This window comes from Pseudomonas sp. MYb193 (genome assembly GCF_002966775.1).
Taxonomy (GTDB): Bacteria; Pseudomonadota; Gammaproteobacteria; order Pseudomonadales; family Pseudomonadaceae; genus Aquipseudomonas; species Aquipseudomonas paracarnis.
In genome coordinates, this window is record NZ_CP023269.1 from 4,059,339 (window position 1) to 4,081,088 (window position 21,750).

Sequence of the window (21,750 nt, forward strand, 5' to 3'; positions counted from 1 at the left end):
ATGAGCGACCCGAACCTGCAAGACTTCATCGACCTGTCTGCCGAGCTCACTGGCCTGTCAGCCAAGCTGCTGGCGCCTGCCGTCGACCCGATCAACCTGCCTCCGGTGTTTTTCGACACCGCCCAGCAAGGCATGGGCACCGAAGCGTTCAGCAAACTGCTGAACCTGTACGTCCCTATCAAAGACCAACCCCATAAGCAGATCGCCAGCGCCATACTCGGCAGTTCGGACCCGCAGATCGCCAAAGGCGCCCGCTCGATCATGAAGCTGTGGCTGCTTGGCAGCTGGTACCAGCCTTATGACCAAGGCGCCGCCCACACGGGTGACATCCGCGTGGTCTCCGACCAGGCTTACAAGGAAAGCTGGGCGTGGAAAATCGCCCAATCCCACCCCATGGGCTACAGCGAGTACCACTTCGGCTACTGGGCCGAGCAGCCACCGACCCTCAAGCAATTCACCGGTGTCGACGCCAAGGAAGGGCAGCAGCCATGAGCACTCTAAACACCCAGAACATCGAAACCGCCGACGTGATCGTCGTGGGCGCCGGCATGGCCGGCAGCGTCATGGCCTACCAGCTGGGCCTGGCCGGCTTGAAAGTGCTGGTGCTCGAGTCGGGCCCGGCGATACCGCCTAACCGCAGCGAGTACCTGGAGCGTTTCTACACGGCCGTGCTCAAGGCGCCCGAGTCGCCCTACCCACCGGAGCAGAGCGAGCAGACCCCGGCCAAACAGTTCGCCCCGCGAGCGACTATCCAGGACTTGATCACCGCCGGCAGCCACGACAAGGACAAGGTGCAGAAGAGCTACCTGGTACAGAACGGGCCGCGACTGTTCGCCAGCACCTACGAGCGGGTGGGCGGCGGTACCATGTGGCACTGGATGGGCACGGCTCTGCGCCTGTTACCCAACGACTTTCGTATGCAGAGCAAGTACAAGGTCGGGGTCGACTGGCCGATCAGCTACGACGACCTGCAGACCGCCTACTGCCGCGCCGAGGAAGAGATGGGCGTGTCCGCCGATGTGGCGTTGCAGACTTACCTGGGCGTGACCTTCCCCCAGGGCTACCAATACAGCATGCACGGCATTCCTCCATCGTTGGTCGACCAGGGCGTGGGCAAGGCCATCAATGGCACGCAGTACCAGGGCATCACTCTCAACGTGCGGCAAACCCCGGCCGGGCGTAACTCGCAGAACGACAACGGCCGCCGGGTATGCGCCGGCAACACCAGCTGCACGCCGATCTGTCCGATCCAGGCCAAATACGACGCCACCGTGACCATGGCCAAGGCTCTGGATACCGGTAATGTGCGGATCCTCTACCAATGCGTGGCGAGCAAGGTGCAGGTGGATGCCAACGGGGTCACGGGTATCGATTTCATCCAGTACCAGAACAACGGCACGCAACAGAACGGCACGGCTCAGGGCAAGCGCTACGTGATCGCCGCCCACGCGATCGAAACGCCTAAGCTGCTTCTCAACTCCATCGGCCCGCACAGCCCAAAAGGGGTCGCCAACAGCAGCGGCCAGGTCGGCAAGTCATTGGCCGACCACCCGGTGTACCTGGCCTGGGGCCTGATGCCTGAAGGCAAGCCGTTGTTCCCCTTTCGTGGGCCACTGTCCACCTCAGGGATCGAAGACATGCGCGACGGTGCGTTCCGCAGCACGCGTGCCGCCTGGCGTATCGAGATCGGCAACGAGGGCTGGAATTGGTCGGCGAATGATCCGTACACCACGGTCTGCGATTTTATCGACGGCGACAACAATGGCGGCACCAACAATGGCGGCGCCGACCACAAGAGCGAGGCATTGTCCGGCGTGGCGCTGGTGCAGAAGCTCAACAGCGTGCTGACCCGCCAGTTCCGCTTGGCCTTCTTGATCGAGCAGGTGGAGAAAGACCCCGAGCATGCGCAGTGCCGGGTGGAGAGTAGCAAGCATTTCACCGACGGCTTGGGCCTGCCTCGGCCAGAGATCGCCTACGAACTGTCCGACTACACCAAGGAGGGCTTCAAGCAGGCGCGCCTGGCCGCCACGCATATCATCACCAAGCTGATGGGTGCCACCGAGCTGACCGACCTGAACCCTGAGCTCAAGCCCGGCTCGCAAACGGTGTTCGAGCATGGCGGTCAGAACTACGCCTTCTACGGCGCTGGCCACCTGATGGGCACCTACCGCATGGGCTCGGACCGCAACAAGTCGGTGGTGGACAAAGACCAGCGCAGCTGGGACCACCCCAACCTGTTCCTGGTGGGCGACGGCGTGTTCCCCTCCACCGGCACCGCCAACCCGACCTTGACCATCACCGCGCTGACCTTCCAGGCCGCCGACGTGGTCGCCAGCGACCTGCTCAAGCGTACCGTGCAGGTGCAGGCCAGAGACCCCTGGCAGGGCACCGGCGTGCAGGTCAACGGACAGAGCTGGCAACTGGCGGTGTGCACCGGTGGGCAGTGGACGGCCAACCCGGGCACCGGCATGGTCGGCGCGGCGGGCCACCCAGGCCTGACCGCCAAGCCCGGCTATACCTTGCCCGGTCAAGCGGAAGGCGCATTGATCGGGCGTATCGGCACCAGCGGCGCGCCGTTCCTGGTGGGCAACCAGGCGCAATTGCCGCGTGGCCAGCAGGGGGAGTTGCAGTTGTGCATCAATGACGACCTGACCGGGCGCTACGGGGCTGGCCTGAGCGATAACCAGGGCAGTCTGTCAGTGGAGGTACGTTTCGGGTCGGTGTAGGCGCTGGCATAGCAACCCCACAGTGCTGCGGCGAGGTCGCAGTGTTGTGGGGTTGCTCTCTTAATCCCGTCACTTACAAGCTATCGGCCACGCCTAACGCCGTGAGCCATTGCCATTGCAGCCATCGCTTCAGAAACCGCCAAGCCGCATGATATGAGTCGCCTGAGCCTCATCTGTCCGCTTGAAGCCACAGCGCTCATAAAAGGCGCTTCCTTCAACCGTATCCGTGAAAAGACGCACGACCTGAAACCTGAGAGCGGCGCGTTCAACAAGCGCCTTTACCAGCGCCTGCCCGACGTGTTGCCCCCTTGACGGAGGTGCGACGTACACCCGTCGCAGTCTGGCCACATTATTTTCAGCATAGGGATCAACTGAAAGACCGCCGATGCCTATCAATTGCTGATTCAAATAGGCCGCCATCAGACACTCGCCGGGTGCATCAAAGCGGTTTGCCCCGGAGTGCCATTCGTTAATCAGACGCGTGAGGAACCTGAAACCCTCGCCAACGGCTTCCTTCTCCAACGCCAGTATCTGGCGCGGGAGGTGTGTGATCGGTTGAATCTCATATCGTTTCATCCATCCCAGCCCCCAATATGAAACGCGTTCAATGCTAACAATTTCGTCTGAGGTGACGAACACGTCTGTAGGAGCGAGCTTGCTCGCGAAAACCCCAAACGATCACGCAGCGCCTGAAGGCGAAATCCGATTCCCTCGCCACGGCTTGCTCCATTGCCTACGCCTGCGTCAGAATCCGCCGGCTTGTGCGCTGAGGTGGCCGTCTCTAAGGTGGCTCGGTCGCTGAATTGTTCAGTGATTCGGGTTTAGTAGCCTGAGCTTGGGTATCTATTAGTGCATGAGTTTCATCAATCAGACATTGCATCTGTGCTTGATGGTGGCTGTGCGTAGGGCGTCTTCGGGCGCGCCGGCTTTAGATATCCACCGGTCTACTAACCTGCGTACAGCTGCCACCCACTGTTTAGTAGCGGAAAGGTGGTGGCATCACTCAGGATGTCTACTCATGTCAAAAGCAGATTCAACAACGCTTTTCGCCGTTGCCCCCAACGCCAGCAACGAAACCCTCATCACCAACAGCTACGAAACCTTCACCAGCGTCAGCACCCTGCTGCTCGACCTGTCCGAAGACCTCAACGGCAAACACCGCGACATCGCCCTGGCGATCCACCAACTGAGCGAACTGGGCGTACTCCTCACCGCCAGACTCCTAAACCGTGAAGTGCCCTGCCCTGGCTGATGATTAGCCCTTCAACTTGCTAGCCCGATAACCGCCGCGTCGTCGTGAGCCACCTACAGCGACTCGGCGGTTTGGTTTGATGGGTAGGTCGACTGGCTAGAGCGGGACGGTTACGCTGACGTTTTTCGCATGACGGGAAAAGCGAATGACAACGGTGTATCAGGGAAGCTGCTTATGCGCAGCCGTCACTTACGAGCTATCCGCCACGCCAAAGTCAGTGAGCCACTGCCATTGCCGCCAGTGCCGCAAAAGTCACGGGGCCGCATTCGCTTCTTACGGCAGTGTTCCCCGTAACGCACTACGCCTACTTTCCGGCGCCAACAGCATCAAAACCTATGCATCCTCAGAGGCAGTGTTGCGCGAATTTTGCACGCACTGCGGCTCGGCATTGTTCTGGTCGCGGTCTCAAGGGGAATTCGCCGACTGGGTGTCAATAGCGCTGGGCACGCTCGACACACCCTTCATAGCTGAAAAGCAAAAACACGTTCATGTCGACTCCGCAGTCCACTGGTGCAGCTACCCGCCTCAGAAACCGCCAAGCTGCATGATATGAGTCGCCTGGGCCTCATCTGTTCGCTTGAAGCCACAGCGCTCATAAAAGGCGCTTCCTTCAGCCGTATCCGTGAAAAGACGCACGACCTGAAACCTGAGAGCGGCACGTTCAACAAGCGCCTTTACCAGCGCCTTCCCGACGTGTTGCCCCCTTGCCGAAGCTGCGACGTACACCCGCCGCAGTCTGGCCACATTATTGTCAGTATAGGGATCAACTGAAACACCTCCGATGCCTAACAGTTGCCGATTCAAATAGGCCGACATCAAACACTCGCCGGGTGCATCAAAGCGGTTTGCTCCAGAGTGCCATTCGTTAATCAGACGAGTGAGGAACCTGAAACCCTCGCCAACGGCTTCCTTTTCCAGCGCTTGTATCTGGCGCGGAAGGTGGGCGATCCGTTGAACCTCATATCGTTTCATCCATCCCTGCCTCCAATATGAAACGCGTTCAATGCTAACAATTTCGTTTGAGATGATGAACGTCGCAAGGTCACCCCTGTAGGAGCGAGCTTGCTCGCGAAAACCCCAAACGATCACGCAGCGACTGAAGGCAAAATCCGATTCCCCTGCCGCACCTTGCTCCATTGCCTACGCCTGCGTCAGAATCCGCCGGCTTGTGCGCTGGAGTGGCCGTCTCTAAGGTGGCTCGGTCGCTGAATTGTTCAGTGATCGGGTTTAGTAGCCCACCTTAGACCTAACAAGTGCACACGCTTCATCCATCAGACGCTCCCGTCTGTGCTTGATGGTGGCTGTGCGTAGGGCGTCCTCGGACGCGCCGGTTTTGTTAGGTTCCACCGGTCTACTAACCTGCGTACAGCTACCGCCCTTATTGTTTAGTAGCGATGGGGAAGTGGCCCAAGCAAGGAACTTAACCATGGTTAACGATTCAACCACCCTCTTCACCGTCGCCCCAAACGCCAGCAACGAAACCCTCATCACCAACAGCTACGAAACCTTCACCAGCGTCAGCACCCTGCTGCTCGACCTGTCCGAAGACCTCAACGGCAAACACCGCGACATCGCCCTGGCCATCCACCAACTGAGCGAACTGGGCGTACTCCTCACCGCCAGACTCCTAGACCGCGAAGCGCCCTGCCCTGGCCGATGATCAGACATTCAACCCACCAGCCCAATAACTCGCCGCGTCGTCATAAGCCACATACAGCGACTCGGCGATCTTTTTGATGGCCTTGGTGGATTCTAGTCTCGGAACAAAAACGTCCGCGATGACGGACGCGGCGACTGCTTTCGGCCGTTAGCCGCTATTCACGAAAGTCAGCTTCCGGCCAATAGCTGACATATGTTAAATGCAGACACTCAACCTTCTGTAGAGCCAGGTAAACAGCGTGAGCGTCAAAATTTATATTTATGGGCAATTCATCAGCGCGCTAGCTAGGTCTTTTTTAAACTGAACAGCGTTGTCTTTAAGTCGATTATCAAGCTCCTCAAAATGGATCAGCAACGCCGATCGGTAGCTGCACTTAGTAGGCATCCTCGAACCAAAAATCGTTGCTTTGTTCAGCTCGTCTGCCACCCCAATAAGACCGAGTCGCCCTCTAAGGTTGTTGTGGCTAGCAATCACCAGACCTAGCAATTTACGCTTGAAATAGGCCGGGATAGTCGTGCTAGGGATGATGATCTGCATCATCTCACCGATAGATTTTGCGGCCTCTTTAGAGATGTACAGTTTATCCAAGCTTTCATACGTAGGAATCGCAAGTAGCGTGCTTGCGGGTTTAATGCGTCCACATTGTTCCATCCAATCAATTGCGACCGATAAGAGTCGCGTCAGTAAATAGTGAAAAGGAGTAGGCCATTCCTGAAGTGAAGGTTCATTAGGCATTTGATGCATCTGAACTATGATGCCTCTCGCGAAGTGCTGGAAATAATGGAGCCACATATGATCCTGGAGTCCATGATGTATACCTTCATGCACCATAATCTCGAACAACGTAATCCCTGAATTAACTGGGCATCGATATCGCCCTAAATCGTAGTAAGATCCCAGTGGCTCGTTAAGTTTGGAGATAAGCGCTTTATCCTCATCTAGCCGACGACAAACCGCATCGCCAATGGCTTGATAAACGCCAAGTTTGACGGCGACCGTTGGATCCTCAAAGAAGAAACGTAATATCCGGTTGCTCTGCGGGAGTGCTAAACGCGCGGCGCCATTCAGGTTCTTACTATTTTTAAGCTCAACGTAAAGCTGACTCCCGGGAGCTTCTAACATTGCTTCCAAAAAATCTCTTGTAAAGTCACTCGCAACTGATTCTTTCGTTTCAAACAACTTGAGACAAAAATAAGGATGATTTAGCGTTAATGAACGCGTCAGCTCTGGAGAAATGACTAAACCTTGTAGTATTTCTCGAGCTTGAGTTTTTGATTCGTCGCGCTCTGAAAAAAAAGCTTTTACTATATTCGACTTATTTTCCTGTTTCCGGATTGCAGTCGGCCGCTCTCTATCATTTACCGAAAGTGTGAAAATTGGCAGGCGTTTGACATGGTAGATGAACTGAGCAAGCCATGACTCGCCCTCACTAAATTTAGTTAATTTTGGTAATTGGGGCTCTACATGTAGAACCAACTCGTCATAACGCTTAGTGAGGATAAGGGTATCCAGCATTTCACGGAAGACTTTTATTTTTCCTCTGACCAATTTGGGGGAGCGAGTCCTCCAGAAAAAATAAGTTGCAATCATGAGTAGAAGAACGTATACCGCCGTGTCGCAGTTAAAACCCAAACGCCACGGACCGAAGCTGAAGTACAACCCTAGCTGTACCAGCGCAGGTGCAAAAACCAGATAGTGAATAAGTAGAAAAACGAGACCTACAATCGTCCAGTCCAGACGGCTCATACAAAACCTAAGCTGGAGCTTGCTAACTTGAGGAATGAACGCCCAAACGGCTGCTATCACACCAAGTATAGTAAGCAAATTTGTTGTGTTGATTTGAGCTGCTGCTGACATTTCTTAGCCATCTGATCTAAGGGGGGCGCTCGCATTTTAACTGCTCGACGTCATTCGTAGCACGCCTTTTAAGTTCGATACCGAGGCATTGGGGGATAAAAGCTCACGATTCCTCATTTCTCTAGCCGTTCAAGTTAAACCTAACGGGGCGATTATGCCCCCCATGTGCTATCGGTAGAGAATGGTCAGTTACCAAAATTCAAAAAAAACCAATTATAACTAACTCCACTGGTCGATACACCCCGCTGGCTAGAGCTACGCCAGCGAAGGACTAAACGACTACAAGCTATTAACAAATGATTTTGCGCCATCAAAATTAAAGGTTATTTCTCGCCCTCCAAAAAATTTTAACCAATGGCGCTTTAAAGCCTCACTATTTTCGTCAGAGAGGTAGTCAACTACATGTATTTTTGCATTTTTTCTTGTCATTCTTGAAAGTAATTGGCGCATTTCAAAATCCGCTTGGGGCAACGAGTACCCTATGAAGACAATCTTGTCCGCCTCTGAAATTTCAATGCCGGCATTTTGCCAGATAATTCTATATTGAGGGTTTGACAAATTTTTTAAATAGGTTGGCATTATTAAGTTCTGAGCAAGCAAATGCTTGCCCATTTCCTCAGGGAAATTTCTGTCACAATGACGGCATGAAGTAGCATGCTCAAAACTATGCATGGCCTCCTTTTCAAAAAACTTAGCATAAAGCCTTGCACATCTTGGGCATTGCAACCAGTTTAGGGAGCCATGAAGTTTTAGTAGCTTTACGTTAAAGCCGCCTTGGCCAAGCTTTTCCAGGCCAGGAGTTACTGTTGCATCACCTTCGTCTTTAGAGCTAATGTAGCAACAATAGTCCACAACCCCATCGTACTGCTTATTCGCTAGCAGAGATTTATAGATTGAATTATCAAGAAGAATATCCCAGTTCGTACTAATCACGCTAACAGGATCACTTCTTTTGTATGCAATGCCAGCCCGTACCGAAGACAAATTAGTGATGTGATTTGCAAAATGATCTATGTAGTCTTTTGATTTATTAGTCCTGTTTAGTAAAAGCTGGAGGGTGCGACCAACAACATAAAACACAGACTCGCGGACCTTCATGATTTTATCCAGACTGATCCCTCTGAATTGAGAGCTTTCAGCCAAGCATCGGTCTAGCGGTGTAAATATATCCTCAAGATCAATATCTGAAAACCCACTATCTGTCACATTCAACTGTTCTCTGAGGAAGCTAATAAACTCTTCAAACCTTACAGACTCGAAGTTGTGAGAACTATCTTTGTAGAGATTGAATGCCTCGCGCAAGATGGCCGCCTGTGTTGGAGCGCCTGCTTCAACAGAAAAACCGGCCCCGAGAACATATACAGTTTTCATCCTTGCTTAAGCTCCTTAGAATATAAGTCTTTGCACGTCTAATGCCCGTACCTGTCAATAAGTTCTTTGCACGTGAAACAACTTCAGGCTAGGCGTGTTTTTAAATACTTTTCGAGCATGCCCCCACCGATCCAATATTCTAAATGAATTTCTATGTGATATTGCATGCTCCGGATTTTCTAGACGCTTCCGACAAGCAGCTTCTGGCCGAAACCAACCTTTCACCAGAGACCTCCCTCGGCCAAGAGCAGGCATCCAGCCAACATAATAAACCGGGTTAAGCCCCCGGTATCTGGTACACAACCGAATCATATTTCTCTGCCATCCGCCTCTCGATGACCACTCCCCCCAAAGCTTCGGCAATACGCCGACTCGCACTATTCTGCGTCGCAACAGGGTAGATAAAGTGTTTTGCCACCACCCACTGGCTAGCCCACTGAACAACCGCCTGCACCGCTTCACCACCAAACCCCAGCCCGTGTTTATCTTCACGGATCCAGATACCCAACTCCGGTGTTTCACTGCCGGTATGGTGCAGCCCGACCAAGCCGGTAAAACGAGCACCTACCAACTCCCTGACCGTGAACACGATGTCGCTGCCATCCTCTATCGCAGGCAGCCACCGCCCCCAGACTTGCGCGTACTCTTCCAGCGAGGCAGGCGGTTCCCAGGACATGTAGCGAGTCAGTGCCGGAGTGATACAAGCGAAGGACTCAACAGCGTCCTGCTCACAGAAGGGCTCAATGCTCAGGCGTTGCGAGAGAATGCGGATTGGGTGGGTGTCCACTGGCATGGCCATTTCGTTCCTGGGGTCCGTTACTCCATGTATGCCGTGAACCTACCATGCGGGTCGCTTCATCAGTATCAGGCTCTCTATACTGAGCCCCCAGGATGGTAGTTGGAGCACACAATATGCCCGTCGCACCCAATCAAAATTCCCCCATCATTTTGGTCCCCGTTCAACAAAGCGACTTGGGTAATCTGGTAGCTATTCGAATCGAGGCCATGCGCGAAAGCCTGGAGCGTGTTGGGCGATTTGACCCAGTGCGTGCGCGGGAGCGGTTTCTTGGCGGCTTTGAAGCTCGCGACACACGCTATATCGAGGCGTCTGGAGAGAGGGTGGGTTTCGTCGTGATCAAACATCACCACCATGAACTCTTGCTCGACCACTTGTATGTAAGGCCGGGCGCGCAGGGGTCAGGGGTAGGGTCTGCTGTTCTCTCTCAGATTTTCAAAGAGGCGGATGCAGCGGCGCTTCCCATTAAAGTGGGGGCTCTCAAAGAAAGCGCTTCGAATCGCTTTTATACCCGCCATGGCTTCCAGTTCATCGAAAGCAGTGAATTCGACAATTATTATGTTCGTCAGCCTATTCCGGCGATTGGCGCTCATTCCGCAACCATGGGCTGACGTGCACTAGCCCTTCAGTTCACCAGCCCGATTGCTCGCCGCGTCGTCATATGCCACATACAGCGACTCTGCAATTTGGCTTTTGATCGCCTTGGTGGCCTCCAGCCCCAGCACAAAACCCTCGGCTTTACCGCCAGCACGGTTGAGTTCTTCATGGGTGGAGGCGCCAGTAATAGCGTCAAGCAGCTTGGCGGCGTGGAGGCCGACGCCTTTGGGGAGGGAGATTTGGTCGATGGACATTATCGCTACCTTGAAAAATTGAGTTCGGGAGCGAGTGGAACCACTGCCGGGGCTGGCATGGTAGACCTGTTTGCCATGAAAGGGGTCGCTTTACGCGCAGCGGCGCTATTCTTTGCGGCTACGCAGTCAGATGGGGCCATTGGTAAATCTGGAGGGGCTTATGGAGTATTGCGTTGAGGGCTACTGCCTTCGGCCATTGTGGGCCGACGATTTCGAGAGGGTCAGCCGTTACGAACGCGTCAATCGCAGGCATCTGCAACCCTGGGAGCCGCTCCGGGACGAGGAATACTTCACCACTGGCAACGCCAAGGCCAGGGTGGAGCAGCAGGTCAACAATATGCACGCTGGCAACGCGCTGTGTTTCCTCTTGTTTGAACCCAAGAGCGGAGAGGTTCTAGCGCGGTGTAACTACACGAACATTGTGAGGGGCGTTTTTCAGGCCTGTCATCTCGGCTTCTCGCTGGCGGAATCTGCCCAGGGTCGCGGCCTGATGAAAAAAACACTTCAGGTCACTAACCGTCATTGCTTTGAGCAGTTGGGTCTTCACCGGATCATGGCCAATCATTTACCCCGCAATGTGCGAAGTGAACGCCTTCTGGAGTCGCTGGGGTTTGAAAAAGAAGGACATGCGCGAGCCTATCTGAAGATTGCTGGCGTTTGGGAGGACCATACGTTGAGATCGTTGATCAACCCTGAACAATAAGCGCGCCCCCTGCCACCGAGACAACCGCAGGTTGCGCCAATCAAGCCTGGGTGCTGAACCTCTGGGCAGCCCGCCGCTCCAACATCGCCCGCTCAGTCTCTTGCGTCGCGCGCTCGCCGTTGGAAGACAATTGGTTTATGAAAAACTGGTTCCTGCCCGCTTTAATATCCGACGGGTCATGCGTTCTGAACAAGGGCGCCAGATCAATAGTGCTGGCGAAGTTTTCATTGGTCAGGCTGTAGTAGCCCAGGGTGCTTCCAGACCAGGGTGAACCTGCGTCTACCATGTCGATGGCGGCGTTGCGGTAGGCCACGGCTGTGGCTTTCAGCTCAACGGATTGATTGAGCAGAACCGTCAGCCTCTCGGTCGCCTCACGGCTGAGCTGGCCAGCCGTATCGAGCACTTTCAGCCGGCCGTCAGCCTCAACGGTAAAACCGTACCCGGTGCTGGCCAGGTCGGGCGCAGTGGTTGCCAGGTTCGCTTCGAATGTCTGGAAGGAAGCTTTCAGCGCACTTTGCGCGCCATTGAACATGTCTACGAAACGAGGAAAGTGCGGCGATTCGGAGCGACCGACCCAGGTATCAACGGCCTCCGGGGCTTGTGCCGTGGTTGTCGCGGCTTCACTGGGATGGTAAATGGCCGCGGGGCCGGCGTTTGCCAGGGCTTGCTTGGCGGGGTCCGTCGACGCCTGGGGTACGAGCTTCTGCTCAGAAGGCGTGAGGTTGAGATTGGCCGGTGGAATATAGGCAGGGCTAACGGAAAGTGCCATTTAATCGGTCCTTGATTAGCGGGTTCATACGGGTTATCGACCATAAACGCGTCAGCTTTAGACCGTCACGGGAGCAAGCTCCCTCGCCACAGCTTTTGATCGTTCCACGCCCTGCGCAAGAACGAACACGCGCCCGAAGCATTCCTGGTGCTCGAAGGCTCGCCACGGGGCATTTTGAATAGCGGGCATGAAGGTGGGGAGCGTACGGCTGAAAATGCTCGGTGGATTTGAACAGGCTACGCCCATGCCGTTGGGCATCCAGATCACACCCTGAGGGATGCATGTTTTCTTGATGTTTCGACACGACCGCTGCCTGTGTCTCCTTGTATATGATCTGGTCACCGCCAGATTCAGTCTGGCCGTTTATCATCTGTCGCCTCAATGCGCTTGAAAAAGAACGCAAGGCGACTCGCCAGAAGGATACGACAATGACGACTTGCGCCCCACCTGCTGGGTCACGTGAACACTACGACTCGGTAAGCCGAGCAGTGCATTGGCTGATGTTCTTGTTGTTTGCGTGGATCTATTGCTCAGCCATAACCCATTACCTGGCGTCAGACTCAACGCTGGATAAATGGCTGTGGCCCTTTCACAAACCCGTGGGGTTGTTATTACTGGTGTTGCTGATCCTACGTGCCGGCTGGAGTCTGCTGAGCCGACACCGGCGCCCACTCAGCGTCAGCCGTGTCGCCGCCGCCGGGCACGGCATGCTGTATGCACTGATGTTCATGATCCCGCTGATCGGGATGATCCGCCAGTACGGCTCCGGCCGGGCTTTTTCTGCGTTTGGCGTGCCGGTCATGGAGGGGTTCGAGGGGGAAAAAATCCAGTGGATGGTTGGTCTGGGCAGCAACTTTCATAGCTTGCTGGGTTGGACAATGCTGGTGCTTATCCTCGGGCATGTCGGGGCGGTGGTCATGCACTATTGGCAGGGCGATAAGCAGGTACTGCGGCGAATGACAAGAGGGGTGCGCCAGCACTGAAGTGACGCGGCCCACAGGTAGGGCCGCGCTGTCAGGATTGCTCCCACACCACCGGCTTGATCGCCCGCCCATGCTGGCGCGCCGTGACCAGGCCGATGGTCGATGACACTTCGCTGCAATGACCAGGCCACTTGCATTGCGGTACCCTTCTCCACCGAGTTGGCGATGGAACAAGAGCGGGGTGACCCGGATATCGTTGCCGAGGACATGAGTGGCAACACTTGCGCCCCGCGCTTCAATAACGCCCGCTCTGATCAGCCTATCGCCTGACGCCCCAACCCACTCCCAGGATTCACGGATTTCCTTTATGCCGCCTGCCTCACGCGACCACGCCCGTATCGAACGCCGTCTCATCGCGGCCCTGACCGACGCCTGCGAGATCGCAAAGGTCGAAATCCCGGGCTTCGACTGGTTAACCCACACCGTCGACTACTGTGCTTTTCCCCAAAGCCTGCGGGTGATCTGGGTGTTCGACAACGTCGCGAGCAAGGCTCGCGCCCTTGCGACCGGCGCGGACGCCCGTATGCGCGAGCTGACTACCGCCGCGCTGGATGACGCTGACGTGCACGTCCCGAACATCGGCCGCTGCGTCAGTTTCGACTCCGAAGAGGAATGCCACCTTCGGCATGGCGGCGATTGGCGTCGGCGGTTGGCTACTCTCCGGGCGATCTGAATCGCGCCACCGGTTGTCGAGCAAGGGCAAACATCGCTACCCCACTTTGCACGTCAACCAAGCCCCCCAGAAAAGGCTGCTGAAGAAACGGATCGCGTCGCCGAAGCCAGCGTCATGCAACAGCTTCTGAACTGCGGCCTCGGAATGGGGTGGGTCGGCGCCTTGAAGGATTTTGCCGAGCTTGGCCTTCACTTCGTCCGGGGTGGCGCCATGCTGACGCCACCGTTGGCCCCATGCCGCCAGCAGCAACGGCTGGCTGGCATACGCGTAATGATTGCCCGCGACGATCAGCGGTGCCCCCGGTTTCAGGTGCGCCCGAATCGACCGCAGCATCCGGTCCTTGGCGTCATCCCCTTCCAGATGGTGGAGCACACCGATCAAGGTCGCGGCGTCGTATGACGCGTCTGCTGCCAGGTCTTCAAGCGTCCCGAGATGCAGGGTGGTTCTGTCAAGCAAGTGGTTGGCTTCCAACTGCTGCCTTGCCGCGTCCAGCATCGGCTGGGAGGGATCAACCGCCATGAAGCGCCAGCCCGGTTCAAGGTTGGCCATGGCGATGATCTCCTGCGCCGTACCGCCGGCGCCGACCACAAGTACCTTGGCCGAGGGGGCATCGCCAAGGCTCGCCGCGAGCATGCAGGCTGCCAGATCCTGGCACGCGTCATAGCCCGCCAGCGCGATACGGCTTTGTCGTGCGTACTCGTTGGCTCTTGAGGTATCGAATTTTTCAGCAGGGTTGGATGAGGATGAGTTCAAGGCGGTTCTCCGTGGCCTTGACGCAAATTACGTTAACCGTCGCAGTAAGAAAAATGCATTAATTTTATGCGCTGCATTCCCGTGGGGAATGCGGGGGTGTAGGAGTGGAAGGGTTGCAGGATCGTACAAGCCTATGACCTGTCGGCCCGGATAATCTGGCCTTCTCACCGACAGGAAGGCTCAGCATGACTTACCTACAGCAACCCGCCCAACCGATAAACCTCGCGCAAAAAGCCTCGCTTATCGACCAACAATGGAGCCCAAGAGTGGTTGCCGAAATGAACGACTACCAGTTCAAGGTGGTGCGCATCGAGGGCGAATTCATTCGGCATTCGCACCCCGAAACCGATGAAGCGTTCCTGGTGCTTGAAGGCACGCTGCGTATCGACCTGCCGGATGGCCCGGTGTATGTGAAGCCGGGTGAGTTGTATGTGGTGCCGCGTGGCATTGAGCACAGGACGGCGGCCGAAGGTGAAGCCAGGCTGATGATGATCGAGCCAAGGGGCATCTTGAACACCGGGCACGAAGGCGGAGAGCGGACGGCAGTCAACGATCAGTGGATTTGAGCGCAAGCGTACGCTGCTTAGCGCTGTACAACCCTTAACCAAAACCCATAAGATGAGAAGAGTTATCATTTAAGCCAAGCGAATCTCACATGTTCAACGACAGCACCGCCTCGCCGGTCGAGCAGTTGTATACCCGCCATCGCACGTGGTTGCGGGGCTGGCTGCATCGACGTCTGGGGCACCGTGCCGATGCCGAGGACCTGGCCCACGACACCTTCGTACGCGTGTTGTGTTCACGCCAAGAGGTGGGCGAGCTGCGCCAGCCCATGGCGTTTCTGGCCAAGATTGCCAATGATTTGCTGATCAACCGCTGGCGGCGCCAGGCGATTGAACGCGCTTACCTGGACGCATTGGCCGCTCGGCCCGAAGCGCTGGAGCCTTCGCCGGAGGAGCGGCTGCTGACCATCGAGACCCTGCTGCAACTCGACTCATTGCTGGTGGGGCTGTCGATGCCGGTGCGGCGGATTTTCTTTTTGTCCCAGCTCGACGGCTTGACCTACCCGCAAATCGCCGCGCAGTTGAACCTCAGCGTGGCTCAGGTGCAGCGGGCCATGGGCAAGGCGTTCAGCGTGTGTTACGCGAGTCGTTTTGAATGAGCCTGCCGGTTGATCCGCAGGTCCGCGACAGCGCTATCGACTGGCTGGTGAAAAGCCAATCCGGGCTGATGAACGCTGCCGATTGTTTGGCTTTGCAGCAATGGCGCCAAGCCAATATCGAACATGAATATGCCTGGCAGCGCGTCAGCAGCTTGCCGTTGTCGTTGCAGCCGGGGGCGGCGCTGTTGGCGGATGCCACCACGCGACGGGCGCTGGAAGCTGCCGGCAATGATCCACACCAACGCCGCCAGGTGCTCAAGGCCCTGCTCGCCGTCGGCCTGCTCGGCGGGCTGTCGTGGCAAGGTGCGCAGTCCACTGTGGTGCGTTCGGCGTTGGCCACTTATAGCACCAGCACCGGTGAGCGGCGCCAGTGGCGGTTGGCGGACGGCAGTTCGTTGTGGCTGAACACCGCCAGCGCGGTCAACCTGGACTTCAACGCCGCACAGCGCAGCGTGCAGTTGGTCGAGGGCGAGATGGCCCTGGACGCGCCCGTCGAATCGCGAGCACTGCAACTGAAGACACCCGACGCGACGCTGCACAGCCCGGGCGCTCATCTGCTGGTGCGCCATGACCGCCAGAGCACTCAGGTGACGGTCCTGCGCGGCTTGGTGCAGGTGCATACGCGGGGCCACCCACTGCCCCTGCGGCTGGAAGCAGGTTGGCGCACCCAGGTGAACAGCCAGGGGGTCGCCGCGGCGGTCCCTGTCGATGGGTTCCTCGCCCAGGCCTGGCTGCGAGGTTTGCTGCCTGCCGAACGCATGCGCCTGGACGCGCTGCTGGCCGAACTCTCGAGCTATCGCCCAGGGATTTTGCGCTGTGGCGAAGCCGTTGCGGGCTTGCGCGTCACCGGCAGTTTCCAGCTCGACGATACCGATGCCGCCCTGGCCCTGCTCGCCCAAGCGCTGCCGGTGCGCATTGAGCGGCGCACGCGCTATTGGGTGACCGTGGTGCCGGCCTGAAAATATTTTTGTCATACAGCGCAGTTTTTTCCTCGTCGCTTGGCCTATGGGAATAACCCATCGAAACAGGTGGGCCTTCACCCTCAGGAGCCCTGCATGACCTCCCCCCTCCATGTTCTGCGCAGCCGCACCGTCGGCCTGCTGTTTCTTGCCTTGCAACCGCTGTGCGGCGCGGCGGTGTTGGCTGCCGATGAGCGCCAGCACTTCAACATCGACGCCGGCACGCTGGATCAGGTGCTCTCGCGCTTTGGCGTGCAGGCGGGCATCAGCATGGCGGGGCGTGCCACGCTGACTGCCGGCAAGAACAGCCAGGGCCTGACCGGCGACTTCACCACCGAAGCCGCGTTGACAAAGCTGCTTGAAGGCACGCGCTTGGTTTATCAGCGCCTGGCCGATGGCAGCTACGAGCTGTACCAGGGCGGCACGGCCCTTGCGCTGCCCACGCAGAAAGTCATCGGCGAAGACCCGCAAAAACAGCAGGTGTATGCGGCGCCGCGTTCCTCCGTGTATATCTCCGGCGAGGACATGCAGCGCTTTGGCGTGATCTCCGCCGGCGACCTGCTCAAAGGCCAGCCCGGCGTACAGGTGGGTGACAGCCGCAACGGCGGCGGCCTGGATGTAAACATCCGCGGCATCCAGGGCCAGAGCCGCGTGGCGGTTACGGTGGATGGCGCGCAGCAAGCACTGGATGTGTATCGCGGCTACGCCGGCACCCAGCAGCGCAGTTACATCGACCCGGATTTGATCAGCGACGTGACCATCGACAAGGGCCCCAGCGTTGACTCCAGCGCCATCGGCGGCACGGTTAAAATGCGTACCCTGGGAGTTGAAGACATTCTGCGCGATGGGCAAAACATCGGCCTGCGCCTCAAGGGCGAGACGTGGAACAACGGCGTTGCGCCCGCCTACCGCGACGGTCACTCATCAGAGGGCAGCCTGTACGCCGAACCGCACCGAAACCGTGGCGGGTTGTTCGGCTCCCAAGCCGAATCCGGCAGCGCCGCGTTTGCCTACACCCATGACCTGTTCGATGTAGTCGCAGCCTACGCTCACCGCAATCAAGGCAACTATTTTGCGGGCAAGAAGGGCCAGGATCGCTACCGTACCTACGACCGCTATGGCGACGAAGAAAGCACGGTGGCCAGCACTTATAACGCCGGCGAAGAAGTACTCAATTCGTCGGCTGAGACCGAATCCTGGTTGCTCAAGACCACCCTCCGCCCCACCGACGAACACACCTTTGACCTGGGTTACCAGCGCTACAACGGGCACATCGGCGAGATCATGCCGTCGGACATTTTTCGGTTCGGCACCGGCGGCATCTACCAGTACCCGCTGGGCCATACCCAGATCGACACCTATACCGCGCGCTACCATTACCTGCCCACCAATAACCCGCTGGTGGACCTTACCACCAGCCTGTGGATGACCGATGCGCAAACCAGCCAACTGACTTCAGTGCTCGCGCCCGCTTCCCAAGCCTACCGTTCGGACCGCAACTGGAGCCGCCAGGCCAACCGTCGCATCGGCGGCGACCTGGCCAATACCTCGCGGTTCACCAGCGACTATGGTGACCTCAAGCTGGACCTGGGCGGTGGCTTCCAGATCGAAGAGCTGCGCCCGCAAAAAGGCGTGGTCACCACCCAGCATGACATCAACGCCAACCGCAGTTTGCGCGATGGTTCACGCCAGGAATTCAACCTCAACGGCAAGCTCGAATACCAACCCGTGGACCGCCTGACACTATGGGGCGGTGGCCGCTATACCTATTACCGCACACAAGACCACGTGCCGCTTTCAACGGCGCGCCGGGAAGAGCGCCCGTTGCGCTACGTGTCAGCCACGAAGGCCGGGGCCTACGGCAACATGCTCTGGTTCCCCGACCTGAACGGGGACTACACCGACGCTACCGACCCGCGCCTGAACAACGGCATCGTTTTCAGTAACACCAACTACCCATTTGAAGGCCCGCGCTATAACGATTTCGGGGCCACCGATACCACGGTGTATGAGCCCCAGGTGGGCGAAGTGGTCAGCGGTTATGACTACTCCGGAAAAAACCGCAACAGCGGCGGTGCGTTTGCGCCTGCCTTCGGCATCAACCTGGAGGTGGCGCCCGACACCTTCGTCTACGCCTCTTACACTCAGGGCCTGCGGATGCCGTCGCTGTTCGAGACCAGCCAGGGCGTATTACAAACTTTACCCGGCAAAGGCTTGAAGCCCGAGCGTTCGAGTAACTGGGAAATCGGCGCCAGCACCCTCCAAAAAGGCCTGTTTGTGGCTGACGATGAGGCGGCGATCAAACTGGCGTACTTCAACAACACCATCAAAAACTACATCACCCGTTACTACGACCCCAGCCCAGGCCTGATGGGCCTGATGCAATTCAGCAACACCGACAGTTTCAAGACCAGCGGCCTGGAGTTGCAGTCCCATTACGATGCCGGCCGTGTGTTTGCCGACCTGTCATCCACCTACTACCTCAAGACCCAAACCTGCGACTCGGCGTTCGCCGCTCGCCTGCGTGCCAGCAGTAACCGCTATCGCGACACCAGCCAGACGCCCAACTGCACGCCCGGCAGTTTCATGGGCTCCTACACCAACACACAGAACCCGCCACGCTTTGCCGCAAACCTGATCACCGGCCTACGCTTTTTCGACCAGTCGCTGACGGTCGGCACGCGCATCACCTACACCTCCGGCCCCACGGTGACCGCCGATAAACCTTGGCAGACAGGCGCCACCACGCCGCAATTGGTCTATCGCGAAGTGACGCTGGTGGATCTGTTCCTCAACTACAAATTGCAGGACCACACCCAACTGAATGTCTCGCTGCAAAACCTCACCGACCGCTACTACCTGGCCCCCTTGGCGCAAAGCTTTATGCCGGCACCGGGCCGAACACTCAGGGTGGGTCTACAAACGAAGTTCTGACAGGGGCAGGCACAACTCTCGAAAGGCACACATTCCAACTGTGGGAACTGTCGAGCCCCGGCGAGGCTGCGATGGCGGCGGCACAGGCACCATCCTCATCGCCTGAACCACCGCTTTCGCAGCCTCGCTAAAGCTCGACAGCTCCCACAGGGGTTCGGCAGTGCTGGGTTCAAACCGGTTGGCAGGGCCATCGCACCAAGCACAACCCCCGACAACAACACTGCCCAACTGTGGGAGCTGTCGAGCCCCGGCGAGGCTGCGATGGCGGCGGCACAGGCAACATCCTCATCGCCTGAACCACCGCTTTCGCAGCCTCGCTAAAGCTCGACAGCTCCCACAGGGGTTCGGCAGTGCTGGGTTCAAAACGGTTGGCAGCGCCATCGCGCCAAGCACAACCCCCGACAACAACACCGCCCAACTGTGGGAGCTGTCGAGCCCCGGCGAGGCTGCGATGGCGGCGGCACAGGCAACATCCTCATCGCCTGAACCACCGCTTTCGCAGCCTCGCTAAAGCTCGACAGCTCCCACAGGGGTTCGGCAGTGCTGGGTTCAAACCGGTTGGCAGGGCCATCGCGCCAAGCACAACCCCCGACAACAACACCGCCCAACTGTGGGAGCTGTCGAGCCCCGGCGAGGCTGCGATGGCGGCGGCACAGGCAACATCCTCATCGCCTGAACCATCGCTTTCGCAGCCTCGCTAAAGCTCGACAGCTCCCACAGGGGTTCGGCAGTGCTGGGTTCAAACCGGTTGGCAGGGCCATCGCGCCAAGCACAACTCCCGACAACAACACCGCCCACAAAGAATTGGCTATGTCAGGCTTGTTACACCACAACCGGCTTAATTGCCCGGTTGTGCTGACGCGACGTAACCAGGCCGATAAAGGAGATCACCAACGCAAGGCCAATAGTCGAGGACACTTCGGTGCGGTGTTCCGGCGTCACCATCATCACCCCCAGGGCCAGGCAGATGAACACGATCACCAGGTAAGTCAGCCACGGAAACAGCCACATGCGAAAGGTCAGTTCGACGTTCTGCCGAAGCAGCAACCGACGCATACGCAGTTGCGAGATAGCGATCACCAGGTACACCAACAACGCGATGGCGCCGGAGCTGGCGAGCAGGAACTGGAACAGACCGGCCGGCATGAAGTAGCTCAGCAACGTAACGCCCGCACCGATGATGGTGCTGGCGATCACCGCCGCCCTGGGCACGCCCGCCTTCGAGGTGATTTTAAGCGCTGCTGGCGCATCGCCGCGTTTGCCCAGGGAAAACAGCATGCGCGAAGAAATGTAGATCGAGGAGTTCATGCAACTGGCTACCGCGATCAACACCACCACATCGACCATGAATTTGGCGTTGGGGATGTTCATAATTTCCAGTGCGCGCTGATAGGAACCCACGGAGGCCAACAGCGGATCGTTCCAGGGCACCACGGAAATCACGACGGAGATCGACAGCAGGTAAAACACGCCAATGCGCCAGATCACCGAGCGGGTGGCCTTGGCGATGTTCTGCGCCGGGTTGCTCGATTCCGCCGCGGCGATGGTCACCGCTTCGGTGCCGATGAAACTGAACATGATGGTAATGAACGCGCCCACCACCGCCGACAGGCCGTTGGGAGCAAACCCGCCGTGTTCCTCCATCAAGCGGCTCAAGCCGCTGGCTTCGCGATCTGGGATCCAGCCCATGAGGACGCTGAAGCCCAGGCCGATAAAGCCGACGATGGCAATCACCTTGGCCATGGCGAACCAGAATTCGAATTCGCCGTATTTGGCCACGCTGAACAGATTGGTGATCACCAGCAGAACGATTGAGATCAACGCAAACAGCCACGCATCAACCTGAGGGAACCACTGGTTGAGCACATGCCCGGCGGCCAACGCTTCGATAGGAATGACCAACACCCAGAACCACCAATACAACCAGCCGATGGTGAACCCCGCCCAGGGGCCGATGGCCTGGTCGGCGTAGGTGGAAAACGAGCCGGTGTCCGGGCGCGCCACCGCCATTTCCCCCAGCATGCGCATGACCAGCACCACCAACAGGCCGGAAAACAGGTAAGCCAGCAACACCGCTGGCCCGGCGGCGGCGATCGCATGCCCGGAGCCGACAAACAACCCCGCGCCGATGATGCCAGCGATGGACAACATGGTCACATGGCGCGGCTTGAAGCCCTGCGCCAGCTGACCGTTGGAATCGTTGCAGTTGAGGCTAGTCATTGTTTTTGTTGTTCTCGGGCGGCCAATGACCCTCACCTTAAGTGCCCGAGGCCAGGCACAAGTAGCCTGGTTACGCCACCA

General features: G+C 57.6%; 23 protein-coding genes. 14 read left to right on the top strand and 9 right to left on the bottom strand.

The genetic code is table 11. From position 1 onward, the window contains the following. Positions 1 to 492, top strand: a complete 492-nt coding sequence (locus CLM72_RS18365; RefSeq protein ID WP_105227384.1) for a sorbitol dehydrogenase — start codon at positions 1 to 3, stop codon at positions 490 to 492. Next, positions 489 to 2,726 (top strand): GMC family oxidoreductase, encoded by a 2,238-nt coding sequence (locus CLM72_RS18370; protein WP_105227385.1) that lies wholly within the window; start codon positions 489 to 491, stop codon positions 2,724 to 2,726. The genes CLM72_RS18365 and CLM72_RS18370 overlap by 4 nt, the downstream gene beginning before the upstream one ends. Before the next feature lie 129 nt (positions 2,727 to 2,855). On the opposite strand, the gene CLM72_RS18375 is transcribed toward CLM72_RS18370, so the two are convergent. Beyond that, a complete protein-coding gene (locus CLM72_RS18375) occupies positions 2,856 to 3,302 on the bottom strand; it encodes a GNAT family N-acetyltransferase (protein ID WP_105227386.1) in 447 nt (148 codons plus the stop codon). Between the two features lie 442 nt (positions 3,303 to 3,744). On the opposite strand from CLM72_RS18375, the gene CLM72_RS18380 reads away from it, so the two are divergent. Both CLM72_RS18380 and CLM72_RS18385 read left to right on the top strand, forming a co-directional pair. Then, positions 3,745 to 3,978 carry a DUF6124 family protein gene (locus CLM72_RS18380; RefSeq protein ID WP_105227387.1) on the top strand — a complete coding sequence of 78 codons (234 nt, stop codon included), beginning with the start codon at positions 3,745 to 3,747 and terminating at the stop codon, positions 3,976 to 3,978. 145 nt (positions 3,979 to 4,123) lie between these two features. Beyond that, positions 4,124 to 4,531, top strand: coding sequence for a GFA family protein (locus CLM72_RS18385; RefSeq protein WP_105227388.1), 408 nt, complete (start codon positions 4,124 to 4,126; stop codon positions 4,529 to 4,531). Here the strand turns inward: CLM72_RS18385 and CLM72_RS18390 are convergent. Next, a complete protein-coding gene (locus CLM72_RS18390; protein ID WP_105229166.1) occupies positions 4,504 to 4,950 on the bottom strand; it encodes a GNAT family N-acetyltransferase in 447 nt (148 codons plus the stop codon). The two genes, CLM72_RS18385 and CLM72_RS18390, sit on opposite strands and share 28 nt — an antisense overlap. A gap of 454 nt (positions 4,951 to 5,404) precedes the next feature. Between CLM72_RS18390 and CLM72_RS18395 the strand changes: the two genes are divergently transcribed. Continuing rightward, positions 5,405 to 5,638, top strand: coding sequence for a DUF6124 family protein (locus tag CLM72_RS18395; RefSeq protein ID WP_105227389.1), 234 nt, complete (start codon positions 5,405 to 5,407; stop codon positions 5,636 to 5,638). Positions 5,639 to 5,896: 258 nt separating this feature from the next. On the opposite strand, the gene CLM72_RS18400 is transcribed toward CLM72_RS18395, so the two are convergent. The 3 genes from CLM72_RS18400 to CLM72_RS18410 form a co-directional block, all read right to left on the bottom strand. Then, complete coding sequence (locus CLM72_RS18400) at positions 5,897 to 7,495, bottom strand: hypothetical protein (RefSeq protein ID WP_105227390.1); 1,599 nt, start codon at positions 7,493 to 7,495, stop codon at positions 5,897 to 5,899. A 279-nt stretch (positions 7,496 to 7,774) separates the two neighbouring features. Continuing rightward, positions 7,775 to 8,866, bottom strand: a complete 1,092-nt coding sequence (locus CLM72_RS18405; RefSeq protein WP_105227391.1) for a hypothetical protein — start codon at positions 8,864 to 8,866, stop codon at positions 7,775 to 7,777. 277 nt (positions 8,867 to 9,143) lie between these two features. Next, positions 9,144 to 9,659, bottom strand: a complete 516-nt coding sequence (locus CLM72_RS18410; RefSeq protein ID WP_105229167.1) for a GNAT family N-acetyltransferase — start codon at positions 9,657 to 9,659, stop codon at positions 9,144 to 9,146. 119 nt (positions 9,660 to 9,778) lie between these two features. On the opposite strand from CLM72_RS18410, the gene CLM72_RS18415 reads away from it, so the two are divergent. Then, positions 9,779 to 10,273, top strand: a complete 495-nt coding sequence (locus tag CLM72_RS18415; protein WP_105227392.1) for a GNAT family N-acetyltransferase — start codon at positions 9,779 to 9,781, stop codon at positions 10,271 to 10,273. Between the two features lie 6 nt (positions 10,274 to 10,279). Here CLM72_RS18415 and CLM72_RS18420 read toward each other — a convergent pair whose 3' ends face one another. Continuing rightward, on the bottom strand, positions 10,280 to 10,513 hold the full coding sequence (locus CLM72_RS18420) for a hypothetical protein (protein ID WP_105227393.1): 234 nt from the start codon (positions 10,511 to 10,513) through the stop codon (positions 10,280 to 10,282). A 160-nt stretch (positions 10,514 to 10,673) separates the two neighbouring features. Between CLM72_RS18420 and CLM72_RS18425 the strand changes: the two genes are divergently transcribed. After that, positions 10,674 to 11,216 carry a GNAT family N-acetyltransferase gene (locus tag CLM72_RS18425; RefSeq protein ID WP_105227394.1) on the top strand — a complete coding sequence of 181 codons (543 nt, stop codon included), beginning with the start codon at positions 10,674 to 10,676 and terminating at the stop codon, positions 11,214 to 11,216. A gap of 40 nt (positions 11,217 to 11,256) precedes the next feature. Here CLM72_RS18425 and CLM72_RS18430 read toward each other — a convergent pair whose 3' ends face one another. Then, the gene (locus CLM72_RS18430) at positions 11,257 to 11,985 is read right to left on the bottom strand and encodes a hypothetical protein (RefSeq protein WP_105227395.1); all 729 of its coding nucleotides are present in this window, start codon (positions 11,983 to 11,985) and stop codon (positions 11,257 to 11,259) included. 428 nt (positions 11,986 to 12,413) lie between these two features. On the opposite strand from CLM72_RS18430, the gene CLM72_RS18435 reads away from it, so the two are divergent. The 3 genes from CLM72_RS18435 to CLM72_RS18440 all read left to right on the top strand — a co-directional run bounded on the left by CLM72_RS18435 (position 12,414) and on the right by CLM72_RS18440 (position 13,641). Beyond that, the gene (locus CLM72_RS18435) at positions 12,414 to 12,968 is read left to right on the top strand and encodes a cytochrome b (protein WP_105227396.1); all 555 of its coding nucleotides are present in this window, start codon (positions 12,414 to 12,416) and stop codon (positions 12,966 to 12,968) included. Between the two features lie 102 nt (positions 12,969 to 13,070). After that, on the top strand, positions 13,071 to 13,238 hold the full coding sequence (locus CLM72_RS28995; protein WP_168220157.1) for a hypothetical protein: 168 nt from the start codon (positions 13,071 to 13,073) through the stop codon (positions 13,236 to 13,238). Positions 13,239 to 13,275: 37 nt separating this feature from the next. After that, a complete protein-coding gene (locus CLM72_RS18440; protein WP_105227397.1) occupies positions 13,276 to 13,641 on the top strand; it encodes a hypothetical protein in 366 nt (121 codons plus the stop codon). Between the two features lie 36 nt (positions 13,642 to 13,677). Here CLM72_RS18440 and CLM72_RS18445 read toward each other — a convergent pair whose 3' ends face one another. Beyond that, positions 13,678 to 14,394, bottom strand: a complete 717-nt coding sequence (locus tag CLM72_RS18445; RefSeq protein ID WP_105227398.1) for a class I SAM-dependent methyltransferase — start codon at positions 14,392 to 14,394, stop codon at positions 13,678 to 13,680. A 185-nt stretch (positions 14,395 to 14,579) separates the two neighbouring features. On the opposite strand from CLM72_RS18445, the gene CLM72_RS18450 reads away from it, so the two are divergent. The 4 genes from CLM72_RS18450 to CLM72_RS18465 all read left to right on the top strand — a co-directional run bounded on the left by CLM72_RS18450 (position 14,580) and on the right by CLM72_RS18465 (position 19,449). Beyond that, complete coding sequence (locus CLM72_RS18450) at positions 14,580 to 14,960, top strand: cupin domain-containing protein (RefSeq protein ID WP_105227399.1); 381 nt, start codon at positions 14,580 to 14,582, stop codon at positions 14,958 to 14,960. 89 nt (positions 14,961 to 15,049) lie between these two features. Beyond that, complete coding sequence (locus CLM72_RS18455) at positions 15,050 to 15,556, top strand: sigma-70 family RNA polymerase sigma factor (RefSeq protein WP_105227401.1); 507 nt, start codon at positions 15,050 to 15,052, stop codon at positions 15,554 to 15,556. Then, the gene (locus CLM72_RS18460; RefSeq protein WP_105227403.1) at positions 15,553 to 16,515 is read left to right on the top strand and encodes a FecR domain-containing protein; all 963 of its coding nucleotides are present in this window, start codon (positions 15,553 to 15,555) and stop codon (positions 16,513 to 16,515) included. Before CLM72_RS18455 ends, CLM72_RS18460 begins: the two co-directional genes overlap by 4 nt. A 96-nt stretch (positions 16,516 to 16,611) precedes the next feature. Beyond that, positions 16,612 to 19,449 carry a TonB-dependent receptor gene (locus CLM72_RS18465; RefSeq protein WP_105227405.1) on the top strand — a complete coding sequence of 946 codons (2,838 nt, stop codon included), beginning with the start codon at positions 16,612 to 16,614 and terminating at the stop codon, positions 19,447 to 19,449. Positions 19,450 to 20,271: 822 nt separating this feature from the next. Here the strand turns inward: CLM72_RS18465 and CLM72_RS18470 are convergent. Continuing rightward, positions 20,272 to 21,669 carry an amino acid permease gene (locus CLM72_RS18470; protein WP_105227407.1) on the bottom strand — a complete coding sequence of 466 codons (1,398 nt, stop codon included), beginning with the start codon at positions 21,667 to 21,669 and terminating at the stop codon, positions 20,272 to 20,274. Positions 21,670 to 21,750 lie beyond the last annotated feature (81 nt).